Source organism: Winogradskya consettensis (genome assembly GCF_018332715.1).
Classification (GTDB): domain Bacteria; phylum Actinomycetota; class Actinomycetes; order Mycobacteriales; family Micromonosporaceae; genus Actinoplanes; species Actinoplanes consettensis.
This window is the reverse complement of sequence record NZ_BOQP01000039.1, coordinates 104,923-122,712: the sequence shown is the minus strand read 5'-3', so window position 1 is coordinate 122,712 and position 17,790 is coordinate 104,923. Positions and strand designations below refer to the sequence as shown.

At 69.1% G+C, this 17,790-nt stretch carries 14 protein-coding genes and 1 tRNA gene; 3 read left to right on the top strand and 12 right to left on the bottom strand.

All coding sequences use genetic code 11. The annotated features are described in order from the left end of the window. Nucleotides 1-8: 8 nt before the first annotated feature. Nucleotides 9-1,679, bottom strand: coding sequence for a glycosyltransferase family 2 protein (locus Aco04nite_RS32845; RefSeq protein WP_213001123.1), 1,671 nt, complete (start codon nucleotides 1,677-1,679; stop codon nucleotides 9-11). Beyond that, a complete protein-coding gene (locus tag Aco04nite_RS32840) occupies nucleotides 1,679-2,596 on the bottom strand; it encodes a glycoside hydrolase family 16 protein (protein ID WP_213001122.1) in 918 nt (305 codons plus the stop codon). Before Aco04nite_RS32840 ends, Aco04nite_RS32845 begins: the two co-directional genes overlap by 1 nt. Before the next feature lie 208 nt (nucleotides 2,597-2,804). Here Aco04nite_RS32840 and Aco04nite_RS32835 point away from each other — a divergent pair, with 208 nt between their 5' ends. Beyond that, on the top strand, nucleotides 2,805-3,959 hold the full coding sequence (locus Aco04nite_RS32835; RefSeq protein ID WP_213001121.1) for a dienelactone hydrolase family protein: 1,155 nt from the start codon (nucleotides 2,805-2,807) through the stop codon (nucleotides 3,957-3,959). A gap of 3 nt (nucleotides 3,960-3,962) precedes the next feature. Here the strand turns inward: Aco04nite_RS32835 and Aco04nite_RS32830 are convergent, their stop codons facing one another. The 10 genes from Aco04nite_RS32830 to Aco04nite_RS32785 all read right to left on the bottom strand — a co-directional run bounded on the left by Aco04nite_RS32830 (nucleotide 3,963) and on the right by Aco04nite_RS32785 (nucleotide 15,754). Then, entirely contained in the window at nucleotides 3,963-5,987 is a 2,025-nt protein-coding gene (locus Aco04nite_RS32830; protein WP_213001120.1) for a 5'-methylthioadenosine/S-adenosylhomocysteine nucleosidase family protein, read from the bottom strand. After that, a complete protein-coding gene (locus Aco04nite_RS32825) occupies nucleotides 5,984-8,284 on the bottom strand; it encodes an ATP-binding cassette domain-containing protein (protein ID WP_213001119.1) in 2,301 nt (766 codons plus the stop codon). The genes Aco04nite_RS32830 and Aco04nite_RS32825 overlap by 4 nt, the downstream gene beginning before the upstream one ends. Continuing rightward, nucleotides 8,284-9,354: a hypothetical protein gene (locus Aco04nite_RS32820; protein ID WP_213001118.1), complete on the bottom strand. Its 1,071-nt coding sequence runs from the start codon at nucleotides 9,352-9,354 to the stop codon at nucleotides 8,284-8,286. The genes Aco04nite_RS32825 and Aco04nite_RS32820 overlap by 1 nt, the downstream gene beginning before the upstream one ends. After that, the gene (locus Aco04nite_RS32815; protein ID WP_213001117.1) at nucleotides 9,347-10,414 is read right to left on the bottom strand and encodes a protein phosphatase 2C domain-containing protein; all 1,068 of its coding nucleotides are present in this window, start codon (nucleotides 10,412-10,414) and stop codon (nucleotides 9,347-9,349) included. The genes Aco04nite_RS32820 and Aco04nite_RS32815 overlap by 8 nt, the downstream gene beginning before the upstream one ends. Then, a complete protein-coding gene (locus tag Aco04nite_RS32810; RefSeq protein ID WP_213001116.1) occupies nucleotides 10,407-11,132 on the bottom strand; it encodes a vWA domain-containing protein in 726 nt (241 codons plus the stop codon). Before Aco04nite_RS32810 ends, Aco04nite_RS32815 begins: the two co-directional genes overlap by 8 nt. Next, a complete protein-coding gene (locus Aco04nite_RS32805; protein ID WP_213001115.1) occupies nucleotides 11,129-12,493 on the bottom strand; it encodes a DUF4407 domain-containing protein in 1,365 nt (454 codons plus the stop codon). Before Aco04nite_RS32805 ends, Aco04nite_RS32810 begins: the two co-directional genes overlap by 4 nt. Beyond that, nucleotides 12,486-13,223, bottom strand: a complete 738-nt coding sequence (locus tag Aco04nite_RS32800; RefSeq protein ID WP_213001114.1) for a hypothetical protein — start codon at nucleotides 13,221-13,223, stop codon at nucleotides 12,486-12,488. Before Aco04nite_RS32800 ends, Aco04nite_RS32805 begins: the two co-directional genes overlap by 8 nt. Next, nucleotides 13,211-13,693: a PASTA domain-containing protein gene (locus tag Aco04nite_RS32795; protein WP_213001113.1), complete on the bottom strand. Its 483-nt coding sequence runs from the start codon at nucleotides 13,691-13,693 to the stop codon at nucleotides 13,211-13,213. The genes Aco04nite_RS32800 and Aco04nite_RS32795 overlap by 13 nt, the downstream gene beginning before the upstream one ends. Nucleotides 13,694-15,228: 1,535 nt before the next feature. Beyond that, nucleotides 15,229-15,300, bottom strand: a tRNA-Val gene (locus Aco04nite_RS32790). 58 nt (nucleotides 15,301-15,358) lie between these two features. Continuing rightward, the gene (locus tag Aco04nite_RS32785) at nucleotides 15,359-15,754 is read right to left on the bottom strand and encodes a TIGR02611 family protein (protein WP_213001112.1); all 396 of its coding nucleotides are present in this window, start codon (nucleotides 15,752-15,754) and stop codon (nucleotides 15,359-15,361) included. A gap of 335 nt (nucleotides 15,755-16,089) precedes the next feature. On the opposite strand from Aco04nite_RS32785, the gene Aco04nite_RS32780 reads away from it, so the two are divergent. Together Aco04nite_RS32780 and Aco04nite_RS32775 are read left to right on the top strand one after the other, a co-directional pair. Beyond that, nucleotides 16,090-16,521, top strand: coding sequence for an SsgA family sporulation/cell division regulator (locus Aco04nite_RS32780; protein WP_203838964.1), 432 nt, complete (start codon nucleotides 16,090-16,092; stop codon nucleotides 16,519-16,521). Between the two features lie 200 nt (nucleotides 16,522-16,721). Then, nucleotides 16,722-17,690: a helix-turn-helix transcriptional regulator gene (locus Aco04nite_RS32775; RefSeq protein ID WP_213001111.1), complete on the top strand. Its 969-nt coding sequence runs from the start codon at nucleotides 16,722-16,724 to the stop codon at nucleotides 17,688-17,690. Nucleotides 17,691-17,790 lie beyond the last annotated feature (100 nt).

Genomic DNA, 17,790 nt, shown 5'->3' with positions numbered 1-17,790 from the left:
TGATCCCTTCAGCGCGTACGGGTGGCGGGCGGTGGCCCGGAGGCATCGGCCATGGCGGAGCTGACCAGTTCGTCGGTCTCCTCCCAGCGGGCCGGCCAGGGCAGCGCCCGGGACAGCAGCGCTCCGGCCTTACGGCGTTCCAGCCGCTCCTTGATGACCCGGGGCGCGATCACGGCCTCGGCGATGACCCGGCCCAGCACGAGCACGTAGATGGACGCCCACGCGATGGAGAGCGAGACTGCGGCCACGTCGGTGCCCCGCAGCGGGAGCGTGCTGATGCCGACCGCGATGGCCAGCGCGTTCAGCAGGAACAGCGCGACGTGCGGCAGGACCAGCTCGATGCCGGGCAGCCCGCCCGGGCCGGCGTTCGTGACCGTCCACTTGACGTGCCGTTTGAACAGCGCCATGACCAGGGCACGCACGTGGACCGGGGCCGCGCCGATGCTGGTGACGATCGCGGAGATCTTGAAACCGCCCAGCTGCAGGACGGTCACGAGCATGATCAGTACGTAGAACGGCGCGTAGTGCACGACCCAGGTGCTCAGGTCCGCGCGGATCGGGCTCAACCCGAACAGCAGGTACACCGCCGGCAGGCACATCAGGATGAGCGCCGCGAGCGACAGCAAATAGTTGACGCCGGCCAGCAGATACTGGAACCGCTGGTCGATGGTCAGGACGCTGCGTCGCAGCAGGCCACCGCGGAACATGACCTCGAACGCACCGTACGCCCACCTGAATTGCTGTTTGAAGTACGGCAGCAGGCTGTCCGGGGCGAGTCCGCGCGCGAGCACCTCGGGCACGAAGAACGAGCGCCAGCCGCGTTTGTGCAGCTCGATCGAGGTCCAGATGTCCTCGGAGTTGCTGGCGGTGTGCATGCCGACGATCTCCCGCAGCGCCGTACGCCGGAAGATGACGTTGGTGCCGACGCAGAACACCGCGTTGAAGTGGTTACGCCCCGGCAGCACGAGCTCGTAGAAGATCCGCTGCGACTCCGCGGCCCCCTCGGCGACCAGGCCCCGCGCGCTCGGGAAGGCCTGCGGCGTCTGCACGAACGCGACCTTCTCGTCCTGCATGTGCGGCAGCGCGCGCAGCAGGAAGTCGGGACTGGGCACATGATCCGCGTCCAGGATGACCACGAACTCGCCGTCGGTGCGGCGCAGGGCCGCGTTGATGTTGCCCGCTTTCGCGTACACATGCTCGGTGCGCCGCAGGTAACCGACGTTCTCGGTGACGCACGCGTCGCGCAGGGCGTCGCTGTTGCCGTCGTCCAGCACCCAGGTCTTGTGCTCGGCGCGCATGTCGCGGGCAGCCCGGACGGTGACCAGCACGATCTCGAGCGGCTCCCCGTAGACGGTGATGAACACGTCGATCGAGGGCGCGAGGGCACCGGTCGTGAGCCGGCGGCGCCAGGCGAACACCTCCGGCGGGTCCGGGTGCTGGGTGTGCGCCAGCACGGTCCACCACATCGCGAGCGCGTTGAAGATCGTGATCCCCTCGGCGAACAGGACCAGCCCCCAGGTCCAGACGTTCCCCCGGTACGCCGGGTTCAGCAGGAAGATCATGTAGAACACGGTCACGCACAGCGCGACGAGCACGGCGAACCGGGTGGATCGCTGGATCGGCGCCCACGACAACTCGTTGACGGGGCCTATCCGGGTTTCCGTGGGTCTGACACTCATCAGGATTCGCTCCTCAGGACGGCGACCCGGTCCACCAGCATCGGCACGCCCGGCTTGGTCGCGGCGGTCGGACCGCCACCGAACGCGGCCGGGAAACTGCCCCCGATCGCGACGTTCAGGATCACGAAGAAGCCGTGATGGTTGGCCTGCTCCCAGGTCGCGGCGTCCACTCGGTCGGCGGCGACGGTGAAGGTGTTCTTGTCGTCGACGTACCACCGCAGCTGTTCCGGCTTGACGCTGCGGTCGAACTCGATGGCGTACGTGTGGAAGTCGCTCCTGCAGCCCGCGCAGGCCTGCTCACCGCTGCCGATCCCGGTCGGTTCGCCGCACGGACCACCCACCGGCTCGCCGCAGTGCACGGTCTGCCACACCGAGTCGTGCCCGTTGGCCGCTTCCATGACGTCCCACTCACCGACGTGCGGCCAGTTCGTCGACCCCACCGCCCGCGCCGGCGCACCGAGCGCCCAGAACGCCGACCAGTATCCCGCAGCCTCCGGACCGGTCACATCCGGCTGACGCAGCACGGCCTCGATCCGGACCTTGCCACCCTCGGGAGCTGCGAAATCGGTGCGCTTGGTCTCCACCCGTCCCGAGGTCCACGTGCCGACCCCGGCACCGGTACGCAGCGGCACGATCGCCAGGTGCCCGTCCCCGTCGAGGCGCACGTTGTCGGTGGAGTCGGTGGAGGCCTCGAGCTGACCGGTCCCCCACTGCGCGGCCCCGCCGGGATAACCGGTGCCGGTGCTGTAGATCCAATCCGCCTTCGACAACCCACTACCGGCGGGCCCGTCGAAGTCCTCACTCCACACGGGCGTCCAGCCCGCATCGGCCGGCCCGGCGCTCGTGCACCCGGCGGCGGCCACCACGAGCACAACCGGCAGCACCAGCACAACCGGCAGCCGAACCCACAATTTCATGATCAAGAAACAACCCTCGGTTATCGAGGCCCCCGCACTCGGGCGGGCCGGACGACAACCGGGGTCCAGGGCTGCACCCCCGAAGCTAATAGGTACGCCGTGGGCGCGCAGCGAGACAGGTCACGCCTACAGATGGCGCAGATATCGAGTGACATACATCGATCAGTGGCAATCTTCTCCGGAGAAACACATCGACAAGGAGGAATGCATGAACCGGCGTAGCTTCGTATCCCTGCCAGCGGTCACCCTCGCAGCCGGCCAGCTTCCCGCTGGTCCCGCGCCCGTCTTCGAGGGGCCCTCGGTCGTCGAGGGCAACCTGCCGGTCTTCGCCGAGCGGCTCAAGGCGGAGCTCGACTTCCCGCTGTCCTGGGCGAACACCCGTGGGAACTTCGGCGACTGGAAACGGCGGGCCCGCGCCCAGGTGCGTGAGCTGCTGTGGCAACCCGAGGACCGGACTCCGTTCGACGTGGAGATCATCGACGACCAGCCGCGCGACGGCTACCGGCAACGGCAGATCCTGTTCAACGTCACCCGTAACAGCAGGGTCCGCGCGACCATGCTGCTGCCGGAGGGCCCCGGCCCGTTCCCGGCAGCGCTCCTGCTGCACGACCACGGCTCGAAGTTCGACATCGGCAAGGAGAAGCTGATCGAGCCCTGGTACGACGAGACCCGCCGAGCGTCGGCGCAGGCCTGGGCCACGCGTTATTTCGAGGGCGGCTTCGTAGGCAACGCGCTGGTCGCCCGGGGCTACGCGGTCCTCGCCGTGGACGCCCTCGGCTGGGGTGACCGCGGCGGCCTCACCTACGACGGCCAGCAGGCCCTCGCGAGCAACATGTTCAACCTGGGGTCCTCGCTGGCGGGCCTGCTCGCGTACGAGGACATGCGCGCAGCGGCCCTGCTCGCCACCCTGCCCGAAGTGGACCACCGCCGCATCGCCGCCGTCGGTTTCTCCATGGGTTCCTACCGCGCGTGGCAGGTCGCGGCCCTGTCGACCCACATCGCCGCCACCGTGGCCGTCTGCTGGATGACCGCGCTCAAGGACATGATGGTCACCGGAAACAACACCCTTCGCGGCGCATCGGCGTTCCACATGCTCCACCCGGGTCTCGCCCGCTACCTCGACATCCCCGACGTGGCCAGCATCGCCGCGCCCCACCCGATGCTGGTCTTCAACGGCGAACTCGACACCCTGTTCCCCCGGCCCGGCGTCGAGGCCGCCTACGCCACGATGCGTGCCGTCTGGGCCTCGCAGCACGCGAGCAACCGCCTGGCCACCAAACTCTGGCCAGGACTGGGCCACACCTTCAACCTGGCAATGCAGGAGGAAGCCTTCACCTGGCTGGACCGCGCCCTGACCCGGTGACCCTCAGATGGTGCCCCGGGCCGGGGCGTCGTCGAGCAGGCCCTGCTCGGCGGCCCTGACCACGAATGTGGCCGCGTTGGCGGCGGCGAGCTCGTGGAAGTCGTCGGTCTTGCCGAACCCCCAGTCACAGACCGCCTTGACGATGATCCAGTCGACCTTGGCGTGCGCCGACGCGGCATACACGCCGGCGCCCTCCATCTCCCCGCCGACCGCGTCGGGCGCCAGTTTCAGCAGCTCGTCACGCAGCGATCGGGAGTTCACGAGCGTGCCCGCCGACAGCATCGGCCCGAAATGGACGCGCGGCGACTGGTCGTAACCGCGCGCGACCTCCCGCATCCGGGTGAGCAGGGCCGTCGAGGGCGTGACCTGGTCGCCACGGATCAGGACGGTGCGCGGCCCGGGCGGCGGCTCAGTGGTCGCCAGGATCCGGGCCACCTCCGCACCCTCCCGCGGCAGGGGTGGCTGCCCGGTGCCGGCGGGGTCGATCTCCTTGCGGTCGTCGATCGCGCGCAGCTGGGTGCTGACCAGGATGTCGCCGGCCTCCTGCTCCCCCGGCCGCAGCCCGTAACAGATCCCGGCCAGGATCAGAAAGTCCAGATCCAGCGTGGTGACCAGGGCCGCCGCGGCGATCGACGCCGCGCCCGGGCTGACCGTGCCCGGCTCCACCTGGGCCAGCATCAGCTTGGTCCGGCTCACCGCGCCGAGCTCCGTGACGACCTGGTGCGGGAGCACGAGCGGGCGGGGCGCGACGTCGCTGACCGCGGCGACGGCACGCACGACGGCTTCGTACTCGGCCGCGGTGGCGACCATGATCAGCGTACGGGTGTGGTCATGCACGATCTTGAACCCTTCTGCCAGGGCGTTCATCTCGATACGCCGGATGCGCGTGTACTGGTTGATGGCGGCGACGGTGACGAGCAGCCCGGTCAGCGACATCAGGCTCACCAGCCAGCCGATGACCCAGGACTGCCGGCTCGCCGGGCCGAGGCCGTACGGATCGGTGAACAGCAGCCGCTGGGCCAGCCAGGTGAACGCGTCCCAGTAGGTCACCGGGTGCCCGGCGCACTGCGTGGCGCACACCGCGCGCTCCCAGCGGGGAACGTCCCGCGACAACAACGCGACCATCGCGAGCTCCGCCGAGAGATACCAGAAGAGAAAGCCACCACGATCGAAGATCCGGATCGGTGCCCGTACGGGCCGGTGGTCGGACAACAGCACCGTCACGTCACTGTCGGCGGCGAACAGATGCCCCCGGTCCGACCACGCAGCAACCGCGGCACGCATCGGCCCGGTCGTCACCCCCCGCCGCAGGCAGACCAGCGACTCGGTCGTCTGCACGTCCTTCACCCGGACACCGGTGTCGGCGGCGACGCGGTCCAGCTCCGCCCGCAGCAGCCGGTCGAGGCGCTGCTGGACCAGGCGCAGCAGCAGCTCCGGGCGCCCCGCGTCGAGGTGATGGCAGAACGCCAGGGTCCACCGGGTGCCCGGCAGCAGCTCCGCCGCGATCGGGCCGCTGCCCCGGGCCCGCCGGCCGAACTCCCGGAAGAACCAGAGCGAGCCCCAGATCACCAGGCAGCTCAGCATGATGAGGACGTACGACAGGACGGCCACCATCAACAGCAGACCGGCAGTTATCAGCCAGCGCTGTCCGGTTGCCCGGAACAGCACGGCACAGACCGCCGCCACGGCGAAGAGCACGGCGATGGGCGTACAGAACAGGAACAGGTCCCAGCTGCGGACGATCCGGCGCAGCACCGCCTGGCCCAGCCCCGGGCCCGGGGACCGCCGGCGGGCGTCCGCGGGCGGTTGCAGCAGCGCGAACGAGCCGGGACCGCGCCAGACCAGCCGTCCGTCACGGGCCGCCACGTAGATCAGCAGGCTCAGCGGGCCGCGGGTGCGGAACACCCCGAGCGTGCTGCGCGGGCGTACGACCGCCTCGGCTTCCCGTCCGAACTCGGTGTCCCGCACGGACCGGGCGGCGGCCCGGCACAGCGCCCACGAAACCTGGCCGTCCTCAGCGGGGTTCACCGGGTCCACCGGCGGTGCAGGACGAGCACCGACGCCCAGACCGCGACGGCCAGCGTCAGGACCAGGCCGAACACCAGCAGCCAGAACCTGGTAGCGCCGGCGTTCCACAACGCGTCGGTGTACAGGGCCGGACCGCGATAGCTGTTGAAATCGGTGTACGACGCCATCGCCGCCAATCCGAGCCGGGCGGGCAGGATCCGCGTGACGATGCCGAGGACCCCGTCGAGGTGGAACAGGGTGCCGCTGAGCGCGACCTGGAGCACCGCGAGCAGTGTGCTCCACGTGACCGCCCGTTCCAGGCTCGGCGAGCACGCCGAGATGAACAGGCCGGCGCCCATCGACGCGAGCATGGTCAGCAGCACCACGGCGTAGAGCATGCCGAACGGCGGGAGCCCGTACGCGTCGGGCGGCAGATCGCGCAGCAGGGTGAACTCGACGCTGACCACGCCCGCCAGCACGGCGCACACGCCGGTGAACACGAGCGCCTTGGACAGCGCGATCGGCAGCGCCTCGACGCCGACCCGGAAGTCGCGGTGGAGCTTGCCCTCGTCGTTGACGATGTCCGGGTAGGTCAGCGACGCCCCGGTCAGGGCCGCCACGGTGACGAGGATCGAGAGCACCGAGCCGATCGCGGCGCTGGGTCGCAGTCCCCCGTCCGACGCCGCCACGGCGAGCCCGGTGCAGATCAACGGGACCAGGAACAGTACGGCCAGGGTGCCCCGGCCGCGGCGCGCGGTGAGCATCAGCTGACGGTGCAGCAAGGTGGGGAGACCGGTGAGCTTCCAGCGCAGAGGGGGCGCTGAGCGCGTACGTGTGATGCCCGGGGGTGGGGTGTTGCGCTGGTTTCCCGGTTTCGGGTCCTGATCCAGCTCGACCATGAGGTCCGCCCACGTCGGCTGGCGCAGCGTGGCGAGCACCGACCCGGGCGGTCCCGCATCCCGGACCCGGCCGCCCCGGCCGATGGTGACCACCTTGTCCACATAGCCCAGATGCTCCGTCGCGTGGGTCACGATGATCACCGTGCAGTGATAGGTGGCCGCGACCTCGCGCAGGCTCCGCATGATGTCGCGGTCCTTGCCCGGGTCCAGCCCGCTGGTGGGCTCGTCCAGCAGCAGGAGCTGGGGGTCGCCGACCAGTTCGGTGCCGATCGACACCCGGCGTTTCTGGCCTCCGGAGATGTCGTCGACCGGGTGGTCCCCGAGCTGGTCGAGGCCCAGCCGGTCGAGGACCTGGGCGACCCGGTCCTTGACCTCCGCCGCGGAGGTGTCCGCCGCCGCGCGCAACCGGGCGGCATACGTCAGCGTCTCCCGGACGGTCAGCGTGCCGAACAGTCCGTCGTCACCCTGCGGCACGTAACGGACCTGCCTGCGGCGCAATTCGGGATCGGTACGCAGCCCGTTGCCGGGCCCCAGCTGAACGGTCCCCTGCTGCTCGGCGAGCTCGCCCATCAGCACCTTGATGAGCGACGACTTGCCCGCACCCGACGGGCCGACCACCGCGACGACCTGCCCCGGGTCGATGCTGATGGTCACGTTGTCGAGGCGCTTGCGGTTCTGATGGCCGTAGACCGTGACGCCGTCGAGGCGTACCGACAGCCCGGTCTCCGCCGTCGAGGGGCGCCGGGCACCGGGGACGACCTCCCGGACACCGGCGACGGGATCGGGCATCCGGGCGGTGCCGCCGAGGAGTTCCGCGCTGACGGTCACCGCGGTCTGGCCGATGACGAACACCTCGCCTTCGGACAGCGTCGCGGACATCTGGCGTACGCCCCCGACGTAGAGCTCGCCGGAGATCCACCACCGGCCCAGACCGTCGACCCGGACGGTCGCGTGCCGGGCCCTGACCAGCGGGTCGTCGATCGAGATGTCGGCGTGGGTGCCCGTACGCCCGATGACATAGCGCCGGGCACCCCGCGACGGCTTGTCGTCACGGATCTTCGCGGGGAGCCGCGGTGCCTCCACCTCCAGTGGTGTCCGCGGGTGGAACGGACCGGTCGGCGCGCTGGAAAGCAGGCCGATGCTGGTGGGCCGGTCCCGGTCGAGCTTCTGCCGCACATTGGTCACCGGGCCCCCGTCGATGCGCAGCACCCGGGCGGCGGGCACGTTGTCGGCGTGGAAGTACCACCGCCCCAGCATCGGCACGAAATGGCCGAGCCGCTGCCCTGGACCGTCGTCGGCGGTACGCCCGATGCGCAGCAACGGCCCGTCCTGGAACAGGTAGTGGACGTCGTCGGCGGGAAGGGTGATGTCGGCGGCGCCCAGATTGAGCACGAGCACCGGGTCGTTGCGGGTTTCCATCAGAAGTCGCCCATCCGGAGTCCGAGAATGACGGCAAACACGACGCTGGTGATCCCGATCAGAGACATGGCGGTGACGGCGAGCATCGCCACCCTCCCGCGCGCGGTGGACGCCACGTAGCCGGGCAGCAGCCGGGCCGGCAGCACCGGAGGACCGGGGTCGGGCCGGTAGGAATACCCGGGCGGCAGCCACCCCGAGCGCAGGGTCACGGGCGCTTCCCGCTCCCCGGTCAGCCGTGACCATTGCTCGGCCAGCCGGTCCCAGGCCGGGCCGTCCGCGGGGTGATCCACCACGGCGAGCAGCAGGTCGCGGGTGCCGGCGGGTGCGACGGCGGCCAGCACCGCACGGTCGTCTTGTCCGAGCCCGGTGAGGTTGGGGACCTCCAGCAGCACCCGCACCACCGTCCACATGAGCTTCGTCAGGTCGCTCGCGGTCGTGGGGATGCTGACGGTCGGCATGACCTCGTCCATCAGGTCGGGTGCGGCCGGGCTCGCGACCTGCCCCCACTCCCGGCCGGACACCATGGAGTCGCAGTCGACGACGTATACCGCGGGGTGCACCGGGTCCGCGGCGAACAGCACGTTCTCGTTCTGCAGGTCGTTCACCACGACCCCCTGACCGTGCAGCCAGCGCACCGCCAGGATGACGTGGCCGAGGATCGCGAACGTGAGGTGCGGCGCCGGCATCCCGGGACTCGCCCCGGGCAGATCAGAGAGACTGCGAGGGGTACGCAGACCGTGGCGCCCGGCCGCGAAGAACCGGCTGTCCGCGGCGGGGATCAGGAGCCCGGCGAGGCGGCCGTCACCGCGTACGGTGTGTCGTGGCCAGGCAGTGAGAACGTCAAGGCGCTCCCGATCCGGACCGGACCGGCTCTCCCGCCAGCGCAGCAGCCGGACCAGCGCATCCTCGTGCACGTCGCTGAGGTGTTCCGGGGTGAACTCCTTGAACAGGTACTGCTGGCCCCGGTAGCGGCACCAGCGCAGCGTCGCGTTGCCACCCGGGTCGATCCGGACCTGCCGCGGGTCGAAGAAGTCCAGCTCCGCCAGGTCGGCGTCCAGGTCGTCACCCATCGACGGCACCCTCTCCGATCCACACGGCGACCGCCGACCGGTCGTCGGACCAGTACTCGTCGACGAAGCCGACATGGTTGACGAAGTCGAGCCAGCCGGGGCGCTGGCGCCAGAGCCGGGCCAGAGCACGGGCCAGCGGTGACACGCTCACGTCCAGCGCGCCGGTGAAGCCGTCGGTGCCGAGCAGCAGCACGGACCCGGGCGACAGCATGAAACTCTGGACGCGTGGATCGGCCGCGTGGGTGGGCATGTCGCGGGTGGCGTTCTCGCTGCCGCCCCGCTCGTGGTGCAGCACCGTCCACCGACTGTCGAACAGCGCCCAGGCCTCGGAGTCACCCACGCCGACGACGGTGACCTCGGCGCCGTCGAACCGGGGGACCACCTCGGCGACGACCAGGGTGCAGGCCCCGCTCTCGCCCTCATGGAGGGAGCGCACCAGGCCGGCGCCGATGGCCTGGAACATCCGGGTGGCACCGGCCGCGAAACTCAGGCTGTCCGGGCGGGTCGTGCACAGGTGCAACGCGGCGGTGATCGCTTCGGCCGCCACCCGCCCGGAGGCCGGCAACGAGCCCAGCCCGTCGGCGACGGCTACGTACAGTGCGGAGTGGGTCTCGTCCCAGGCGGCGCCGATCGCGTCCTGCCCCTCGGTGCCCATCCCGGCGTGGGTCGCGCCGCGCAGGGTGGCGGCCCGCACGTTGAGCAGCACCGCCGGCCGGGCACCGCCGGTTGTGCCGCACCAGCCGTGGAAGAACGACCCGTGCCAGGCGCTGCCGGTGACCACCCGTGCCGGGAGCCGGGGTTCGCGTTCCTGGCCGTCCCGCGGGGGGTCGATCACCAGCCGGGCCACCTGTGGCTGTGCTTCCGTCGGTTTTTCTTCCTTCACCGGCATGTCGGGCGGCGGCTCGATCCCGTCGCGGTGGCGATCGGGACGGTGCCACAGCCGGGGGATCTTCTCCACGGGCGGCAGCGTCAGGTGTCCCGTGCCGAACAGCACCAGCGCGAGCGCGGTCACGCCCAGCACGGTGGCCACCACCACGGCCATGAACGGGTTCTCAACCATGGACCCGCCGCATCCCCCGTGGTTCGTCGATCACCATCTCGCCCGTCCGGACGGAGAGCTTGATGCTGCGCTCGATGACGGTGATGACGCTCTCGGCCAGGCTGTCCCCCGCGCCCTCGTCACGCGCCGTGGCGATGAACGCGTTGCGCTCGCGGCCCTTGCCGGTGGCGATCGCGAACAGGGTGCCCTGGTGGGCGCCGTGCAGACCGATCGCCGCGATCCGCGCCTGGACGGGCTCGGCGACGATCTTCTCGCGGTACGGCATCCACTCCCCGGGTCGCTGGAACTCGCCGTGGGCGTACGGTGCCCCGTCGGTGATGAAGAAGACCAGCGGCCGCGCCACCTTGGTGCGGTAGTTGCCCGCCGCGCCGTGCGCCTCGATCGCCACCCGGTCCACCTCGATGCGTTCGTGCAGGAAGCGCAGCGCACCGGCGTAGTCCGTGTGCCCGCCGTCGCGCGGGCTGCGCACCTGCACCGGCTCGGCGAGCGACGTCATCGGGCACAGCAGCTCCGGCCGGTCACCGAACGCGATGACGCTGATCCACGCCGCCTTGGCCAGCGACCGGGAATCCGACAGGGACATGATCAGATCGGGGATCATCTGCTCGAACTCCTCCTGCGGCGCCGGGGCACCGGGCAGCCGGCGGCGCATGGACGCCGAGCTGTCGAGCATGATGTAGATCGGATAGCTCTTGCGCTCCGAGACGGTGACGCTCATCGCCGCCACCCCCGCGGCCGGGCGTCGCCGTCGATCCCGCTCCGCGGCGGTGGCACGCTCAGGGGCAGGGTCGGCGAGTCGTGCAGCAGGTATTCGGCGCGCGCATCGGTCAGCTCCTCCCGCAGCACCTCGACGTCCACGTTGCGCATCCGGGCGTCAACCTCGACCTTGTCGACGGCCGCGGCGTGCTCGGCGAGCATCTGGTGCCGGGCCAGCGCCTCGTGGATGACCCCGCGGCGCCGTTCGGTCTCGTTGACGACGCCCTGGATCCGGCGCCCCCGGTTGAGGCGGTCAGTGACGATCCGGTCGTACGCCGTGTAGCCGGTGAGGAACTTGACGATGACCGGCAACGCGTCGACCACGATGAAGAACAGCCGCAACGCCCACTCCGCCGAGTGCATGTACGTGTTCTCGTCCACGAGCTTGCCGAGCGCACCCAGCCGCTCGAGCAGGCCGATCTCCCGCTGGTTGCTCTTGTAGTCGCCGACCTTCGTGGCGATGACGTCGTTGATCTTCGTACCCTCATCGGCGCGACTGGTGCCCAGCTCCCCGGTGAGCGTCACGAGCCGGTCGTTGAGCTGTTTGAGCTTGGTGTGGTTGGCCACCATGTTCTGGGTGGAGCGGAACTTCTCCGCCTCGCCACGCAGCCGCCGGCAGTTCGGTCCCTGCCCGGTCTTGCCGCTCAGGCCCTCGCCGTCGGTCCCGTTGCACTCCTTGCGGGCGAGCGCCTCCAGGTTCGCGTACTCCTTGTCGTCCTGGTCGACGTCGGCCTTGAGCGTCTTGATGTCGCCGTTGACGTCCGCGATCTCCTTCTCCTTGGCAGGCGCGTCGGTCTGGACATTGATCCGCTTGTCGTCGCAGGTCTTGGCATTCCGCCCGGGCGCCGACGGGGCCGCCTCCGCGGTGCCGGGCGGCGGATTGCACTTCTTGAGATCGGTCTCGTACTGCCCGGCCGAGACGATCCGGTCATCCCGGACCCGCTGCTCGATAGCGGACTGGAAGACCCCCAGCAGCAACGGCTCGGCGATCACCACCCCGAAAATGATCGAGAGCACCAGACGGGGCACCAGCTTGCGGGCACGGACACCGGCGTGCGGCGACGAGGAGCTGGACATCAGCCACCGGTCGAGCGACAGGATGAACGCGCCCCAGACCGGCACGAACAGCAGAATGCTCGGGTGGAAGCCGTCGAAGACACACATCAGCGCCACCGTCATGGAGAACATGGCGATCAGCGCGGTACCGAGCACCACGCCGCCCATGGCGGTGAAGCGCGCCCGTTCCCCCGGCACGGTGTCGAGCACGTCCTCATCGGCGCCAGTCAGGACGCGCAACGCCCGGCCACGACTGCGGTCACTCACGGTTCTCTCCCCAGGTGTAGTTGCGCATGATCGCCGGGTCGCCGTCGGCCATCGGCATCTCGCCCGTCTCCCCCATCTCGCCCGGCGCGCCGTCCTCCTCCGGGCGCGGCGCCGCCTGCACGGTCCTGCCCTGCTGCTGCGGCAGGGTGGCGAGACGTTGCGGTTCAAAGGCCACATCGGTGAGGCGTACGGTCAACCCGGCCACGATCAGCGGATGCATCTCGTGATAGGCCAGCAACCGGGCCGTGGCATTACGCTGGAAGTGCGGCCAGCCGGCGTGCAGATCGGTCGACTGGGTCAGGAACCGCAGCCGCGGATCCGCGCTCAGATGATCGGACAGCAGCGGCCCGACATCCCAGCACCCGGCGTCCAGCACCAGCTGCGCATCGGTCACCAGACAGAAGAAAACAGCCCGCACCGCCACACAGGTACGCGGATCAGCGCTGGGCAGATAAGCCACCGCCTCCCGCTGCACCTGCCGCGTGGACACCACCGCCACGGCAACCGCGTCAACCACCAGCTCCGCGTCCAGCCGCAGCGAGGTGTCGGGCAGCACCTCGTACGAATCCCCGAGCTGGAAGACCAGAACGCTGCCCGGCGGCTGCCGGGGAATCTCGTGCAACTCCCGCCGCGGCCGCCGGAACATCCGCCGCTTGATCGGCTCCAGCTCCGCCGAATCGAGCACCGGATACCCGAAGCCCAGCTCCTCGCCCGCCATCAGCTCTTGCACCTGGAGTCCCCGGTGGGCTCCCCGAACTTCACGACGGTCAGCTGGATCGTCGCCTTCTTCTCCGGGCTGCTCCCGGCCTTCGCGGACTGCCCCAGAACTATCCAGTTCCGGTCCACCAGCGGGTACCGTCCCTGCCCCAGCCCGTCCTTGGCGACCACGACGAAGAAACCGGCCCCCCGCAGCGCATCCTGAGCTTCTTGCAGGTCGTGACAGACAACGTCGGGCACAACACCCTTCTCCACCGCCACGTCATCCTGGTCATCGGTCGGCTTCCGCACCCCGAGCGTCACGGTCATCCCGTCAGCGACCCCGGCCCCCGCCGACGGCTCCTGCTGCTCCACCACCCAGTTGTTCTTCTCCAGAATCGTCCGGTTCTTCCCGGTCGCATCCACAGCCCGCACTGACATGAACCCCGCCGCCCCGAGCAACGCCTCAGCGTCGGACAGCCGCTCACCGTTCACATCAGGCATCACCCGACCACCCACACCCGACGAGCTCACCAGCTCCGACGGCATCGGCGACCCGGCAAAGGTCGTGGGAACCGCAACGTTCGTCGGGGCCGCGGGCACAGCGGGAACCGGATCCGGAGTGGACCCCCCGCAAGCAGCCAAGAACAAGCACCCGACCACCAGGAGACCCGTGAACCAACGGGACACATGCAGCACGACGTCACCTCGATCAAGGACATGCGGGCGCGCAGAAACACCCACCAAAATCAAAAATTGATAACCGCCGAACCGCGGCGCCGTAACCGAAATTAACCCCTCGGATTCCATTCAGAGATCGGCTGACCCGGCTGCCCTCCCCGCGATTCGGAACCCCACCCCCACCGATCGCCACCAACGCCACACAGACCGCCTACTCCTTCCGGGTGTCACCCCCGGATCAGCCACCACCCGCCGCGTACACACGCCAGCGGTAGTTCAAACGGCCGAAGGTCACCGCTGCGACAAGCCGCCAGCGTCGCTACTCAACGCCGCCACAACGCGGCGCCCCGGCAAGGCGCAGATCAGCCAGGGGGTATCTGCCACGGCCGAACAATCGATCGAGGCCGAGCCGCACGGCATCCTCAAAGGAGCGAGCCCAGGTCATTTCCAGGCTGAGCCCACACGGCGACGCCGGCTCATCCGGGCTTGCCACCCTCACGGCCGGCGGCACGTCCGCCCTGGGCAGCATCGCGTACGTCGCGCGGATACAGCTGAGGTTGGCCTGGGACATCGCGGTGCCCTACCGGGTGCCGCCTGACCTGAACGACCCGGAAGACTTCGTCCAGGTGGCGTGCGGGATCAAAGCCCACGAACTGTCTCTTCCGGGCGCGGTCACCGCAGCCGCGCCACCGACGCGCAAGCCGCCAAGAAGATCTACTCGCGGGAAAAACTGGACGCGGCGAAAAACCTGCCGGTCATCGGGAACTACCTACTGCAAAGCGCCATCATCAGGCGAACAATCCCTCTCGCTGCGCTGACGAGCCGCATCATGACCCGGGCCGCAAGCGAGAACGCACAGTCGGTTTTTCGGGGGCAAGGCAACGGTCCCGGAACGGGCCGAGAGACTGATCCAACGGACCCGCCATCTGAAGGTGATGCCGTGGCTCGCCCAACTCATCATCGAAATCGACCCGGCCGACGCGTGACCGAAGATCTAAGTGACGTCCTCGAAGCCGCCCGACGCATATCCAAGGTCGGCGGCCCACTCAACGACCTCGAAACAACCATCCTCAACGACCCACAAGCCCACTGCAGCCAACCCTGACCCCAGAGCCCCCCGCCACATCAAAGGCAAAGACCCAAGCCCAGCAAGCCGAACATCCACCGAAGCGCAAGCGAGCCAACAACGATGCGCAAGCGAGCCAAGCCCGAAGCGCAAGCGAGCCGCTGAGCGCACACCCGTCAGTAGGGGGTGTGGGTGGCGAAGCCCCCACCCCGCGTAGGCCAAAGGCCACGCAAAACAAAACGAGACCGACCCGGCTCACGCTAACCGTGAGCAGAGTTCGGCCTCGGGATCGTGGGCGATACTGGGATCGAACCAGTGACCTCTCCGGTGTGAGCGGAGCGCTCTCCCGCTGAGCTAATCGCCCTCAACGGATCTGAACTCTACCGGACCCGCGGTCGTCGGCGCTAACCAGGGTCGGCGCGTCACTTGCCGGTGATGAAGTTCCAGATCAGGGACGCCAGGTCGATGCCCATGGTGAGCTTGACGGAGAGCCACACCACCGCGCTGATGAAGATGAAGCCGGCCAGGCCGATGAGGGCTCTCAGGTGCAGGGGCTGCTTGAGGATCCACTGGGTCCAGGCCTGGACGTGGCGGCGGGTGAAGTGGAGCAGGCGCTTGGCCCAGGTGAATTCGACGGCCCAGATGGCGAGGCCGAGGATCACGATCGCCCAGCCGGGGCCGGGGAACGGGATGAGGATGATGCCGGTCACTACGACGAGGGTGCCGAGGATGCCTACGCCGATTTTCAGGGCTAGACGACCGGTAGGGTTGGCGCGGATCCGGTCGAGGAAACCCGTGCGGCTGGGGGAATCGGTCATCGGGTCGCTTTGGGGCATCTCGTTCACTTTCACCGGCAAAATCCCTGGCTCTCGCTCATTTCATCCCCCAGTGTTCCCTTCCCCCGTCACCGCCCGGGAGGAATGGACGTTACCGGAGTGAGTCAACTGCTGAACCACCCGACGCCGGGCGGATCCGAGCACCTGGGCAGAACAGGACAAGATACCGTTTAACGGTTTGTCCGGAGAGCTTATCGGAACCGTCTTCCCACTACTGGGTGAGATCAGCGTATGGCGGAGCGTAATGACAGGGATCACCTGAGTATGGGAAACGCGGGGTTCACCAGCCCCGCAGCGGTGCCGGGGGGAGTTCGTCCATGAGTACCATTCGTCCAACGACCGTCGAGGTCGAAACATCGCTGCGGCTCGTAGCGCCTGATGCCACGGCCCTGCCCGTGCGTGCCAGTCTTCGTTATGACCCAGCCGACCCGTACGCCGTCCACGTGTTGTTCCATGCAGAATCAGCCGGTGGGGAAGCCGTGAGCTGGTCCTTTGCACGGGAACTGCTCGTGACCGGGCTCGACGAGCCAGCGGGGATCGGGGACGTCCGGGCGTGGCCTTGGGTCACTCCGCGGGGCGACTTCATTGCCCTGGCGTTGTCATCGCCCGATGGCAACGCACTGTTCGAAGTTCCACGCAGCGTTCTTGTCCGATTCCTCCGGCGCACCTATGTGGTGGTGCCGCGGGGCCGGGAGTCCGATCATCTGGACGTGGACGCGGCCGTCAACCGACTACTCGCCGGTCGATAGCAACACAGCTCGAAGAACAAAAGGGATTTACGGGGCGACCCGCGTGGATACTGCCGGTCCACGCGGGTCGCCTTTTTACGTACGAAAGAGAAGTCTCTTTTGTCCGTTTGAAAACTCAATTTCCGATACGTCAGCGAGATATCCACTGACCTCGGGAGTCACGCGTGCATCCCTGGTCAAGGCCCGATACGGTCGGCTCGATGGTCACCTCCGTTCAGCGCCCCACCAGGTCGGCGCCCGCGCCCCGATGGGCCGGCGTGGGCACCTGCACGCTGTCCGAGACCGACCTGGCCACCGCGCAGCCGCAGCCCCGCCGACTCCCCTACCACCTGCTCGCTCTGACCACCGCCGGTCACGGCACGGTCGAGATCGACTTCGAGCCGCACCGGTGCCGGCCGGGCACCCTGCTCTGGATCAGACCGGGTCAGGCAGTGCGCTTCGGCGTCGAGCCGGGACTCGACGCCACCCTGGTCAGCTGGAACAGGGATCTTCTGACGGCGGCCGAGGTGGCCGGCGTACCCATCGATGATCTTCCTGGCCCTTCGCACTGGCAGCTGGCCGGCGAGGATGAAGACGCCGTGATCACCGAGGTCGCGCAACTGGGGGTGGACTGCGCCCGGCATTCGTCGGCCACGGGCGCGAAGGACATCGCCGCCGGACTGCTCCGGCATCAGCTCGCCGTCCTCGTGTTGCGGATCGCACTGCTGGCCTCGGGTACGGAGACCGGCTCGATCTCCAGCTCCGAGTCGCGGACGTTCGCGCGTTTCCGGCGCGATCTCGAGACCGGTCACGGCCGCAGCCGCCGCGTCGAGGACTACGCCGCAGGGATCGGCTGCTCCGTGCGCACGCTCACCCGCGCGAGCCTGGCACTGACCGGACGGACCGCGAAACAGATCGTCGACGATCGGGTCGCGCTCGAGGCCCGCAGACTGTTGGCCTGCACGGACATGTCGGTGGCAGAGATCGGGCGGCGACTCGGCTTCGGCGAGCCGACGAACTTCGGGCGGTTCTTCCACCGCGAGGTCGGGCTGAGCCCCGGCGCGTTCCGGGGCGAGTCCGGCTCCGCGATGCCGGCCGAGGTCGCCGACGACGTCGCCGACATCGGAGCCCGCATCCCGGCCCAACGACTGACGTCCGGCGAGCCGGCCGCGACCGAGCCGGCACCCTGACGCGACACCTGCGATCGGAGATTCACGCTCTGTGATGCCCGAATTCCCATAAATCCCGGGGTGCGCGAGGTGCTCCGGCGCGGAAGGGGCAGAATGGGGT

What these genes read in the sequence shown, in the direction of transcription:
- Aco04nite_RS32845 (WP_213001123.1), bottom strand. Translation starts at nt 1,679, where the DNA reads ATGAGTGTCAGACCCACGGAAACCCGGATAGGCCCCGTCAACGAGTTG.
- Aco04nite_RS32840 (WP_213001122.1), bottom strand. Translation starts at nt 2,596, where the DNA reads ATGAAATTGTGGGTTCGGCTGCCGGTTGTGCTGGTGCTGCCGGTTGTG.
- Aco04nite_RS32835 (WP_213001121.1), top strand. Translation starts at nt 2,805, where the DNA reads ATGAACCGGCGTAGCTTCGTATCCCTGCCAGCGGTCACCCTCGCAGCC.
- Aco04nite_RS32825 (WP_213001119.1), bottom strand. Translation starts at nt 8,284, where the DNA reads ATGGAAACCCGCAACGACCCGGTGCTCGTGCTCAATCTGGGCGCCGCC.
- Aco04nite_RS32820 (WP_213001118.1), bottom strand. Translation starts at nt 9,354, where the DNA reads ATGGGTGACGACCTGGACGCCGACCTGGCGGAGCTGGACTTCTTCGAC.
- Aco04nite_RS32815 (WP_213001117.1), bottom strand. Translation starts at nt 10,414, where the DNA reads ATGGTTGAGAACCCGTTCATGGCCGTGGTGGTGGCCACCGTGCTGGGC.
- Aco04nite_RS32810 (WP_213001116.1), bottom strand. Translation starts at nt 11,132, where the DNA reads ATGAGCGTCACCGTCTCGGAGCGCAAGAGCTATCCGATCTACATCATG.
- Aco04nite_RS32795 (WP_213001113.1), bottom strand. Translation starts at nt 13,693, where the DNA reads ATGCCTGATGTGAACGGTGAGCGGCTGTCCGACGCTGAGGCGTTGCTC.
- Aco04nite_RS32785 (WP_213001112.1), bottom strand. Translation starts at nt 15,754, where the DNA reads ATGACCGATTCCCCCAGCCGCACGGGTTTCCTCGACCGGATCCGCGCC.
- Aco04nite_RS32780 (WP_203838964.1), top strand. Translation starts at nt 16,090, where the DNA reads ATGAGTACCATTCGTCCAACGACCGTCGAGGTCGAAACATCGCTGCGG.
- Aco04nite_RS32775 (WP_213001111.1), top strand. Translation starts at nt 16,722, where the DNA reads ATGGTCACCTCCGTTCAGCGCCCCACCAGGTCGGCGCCCGCGCCCCGA.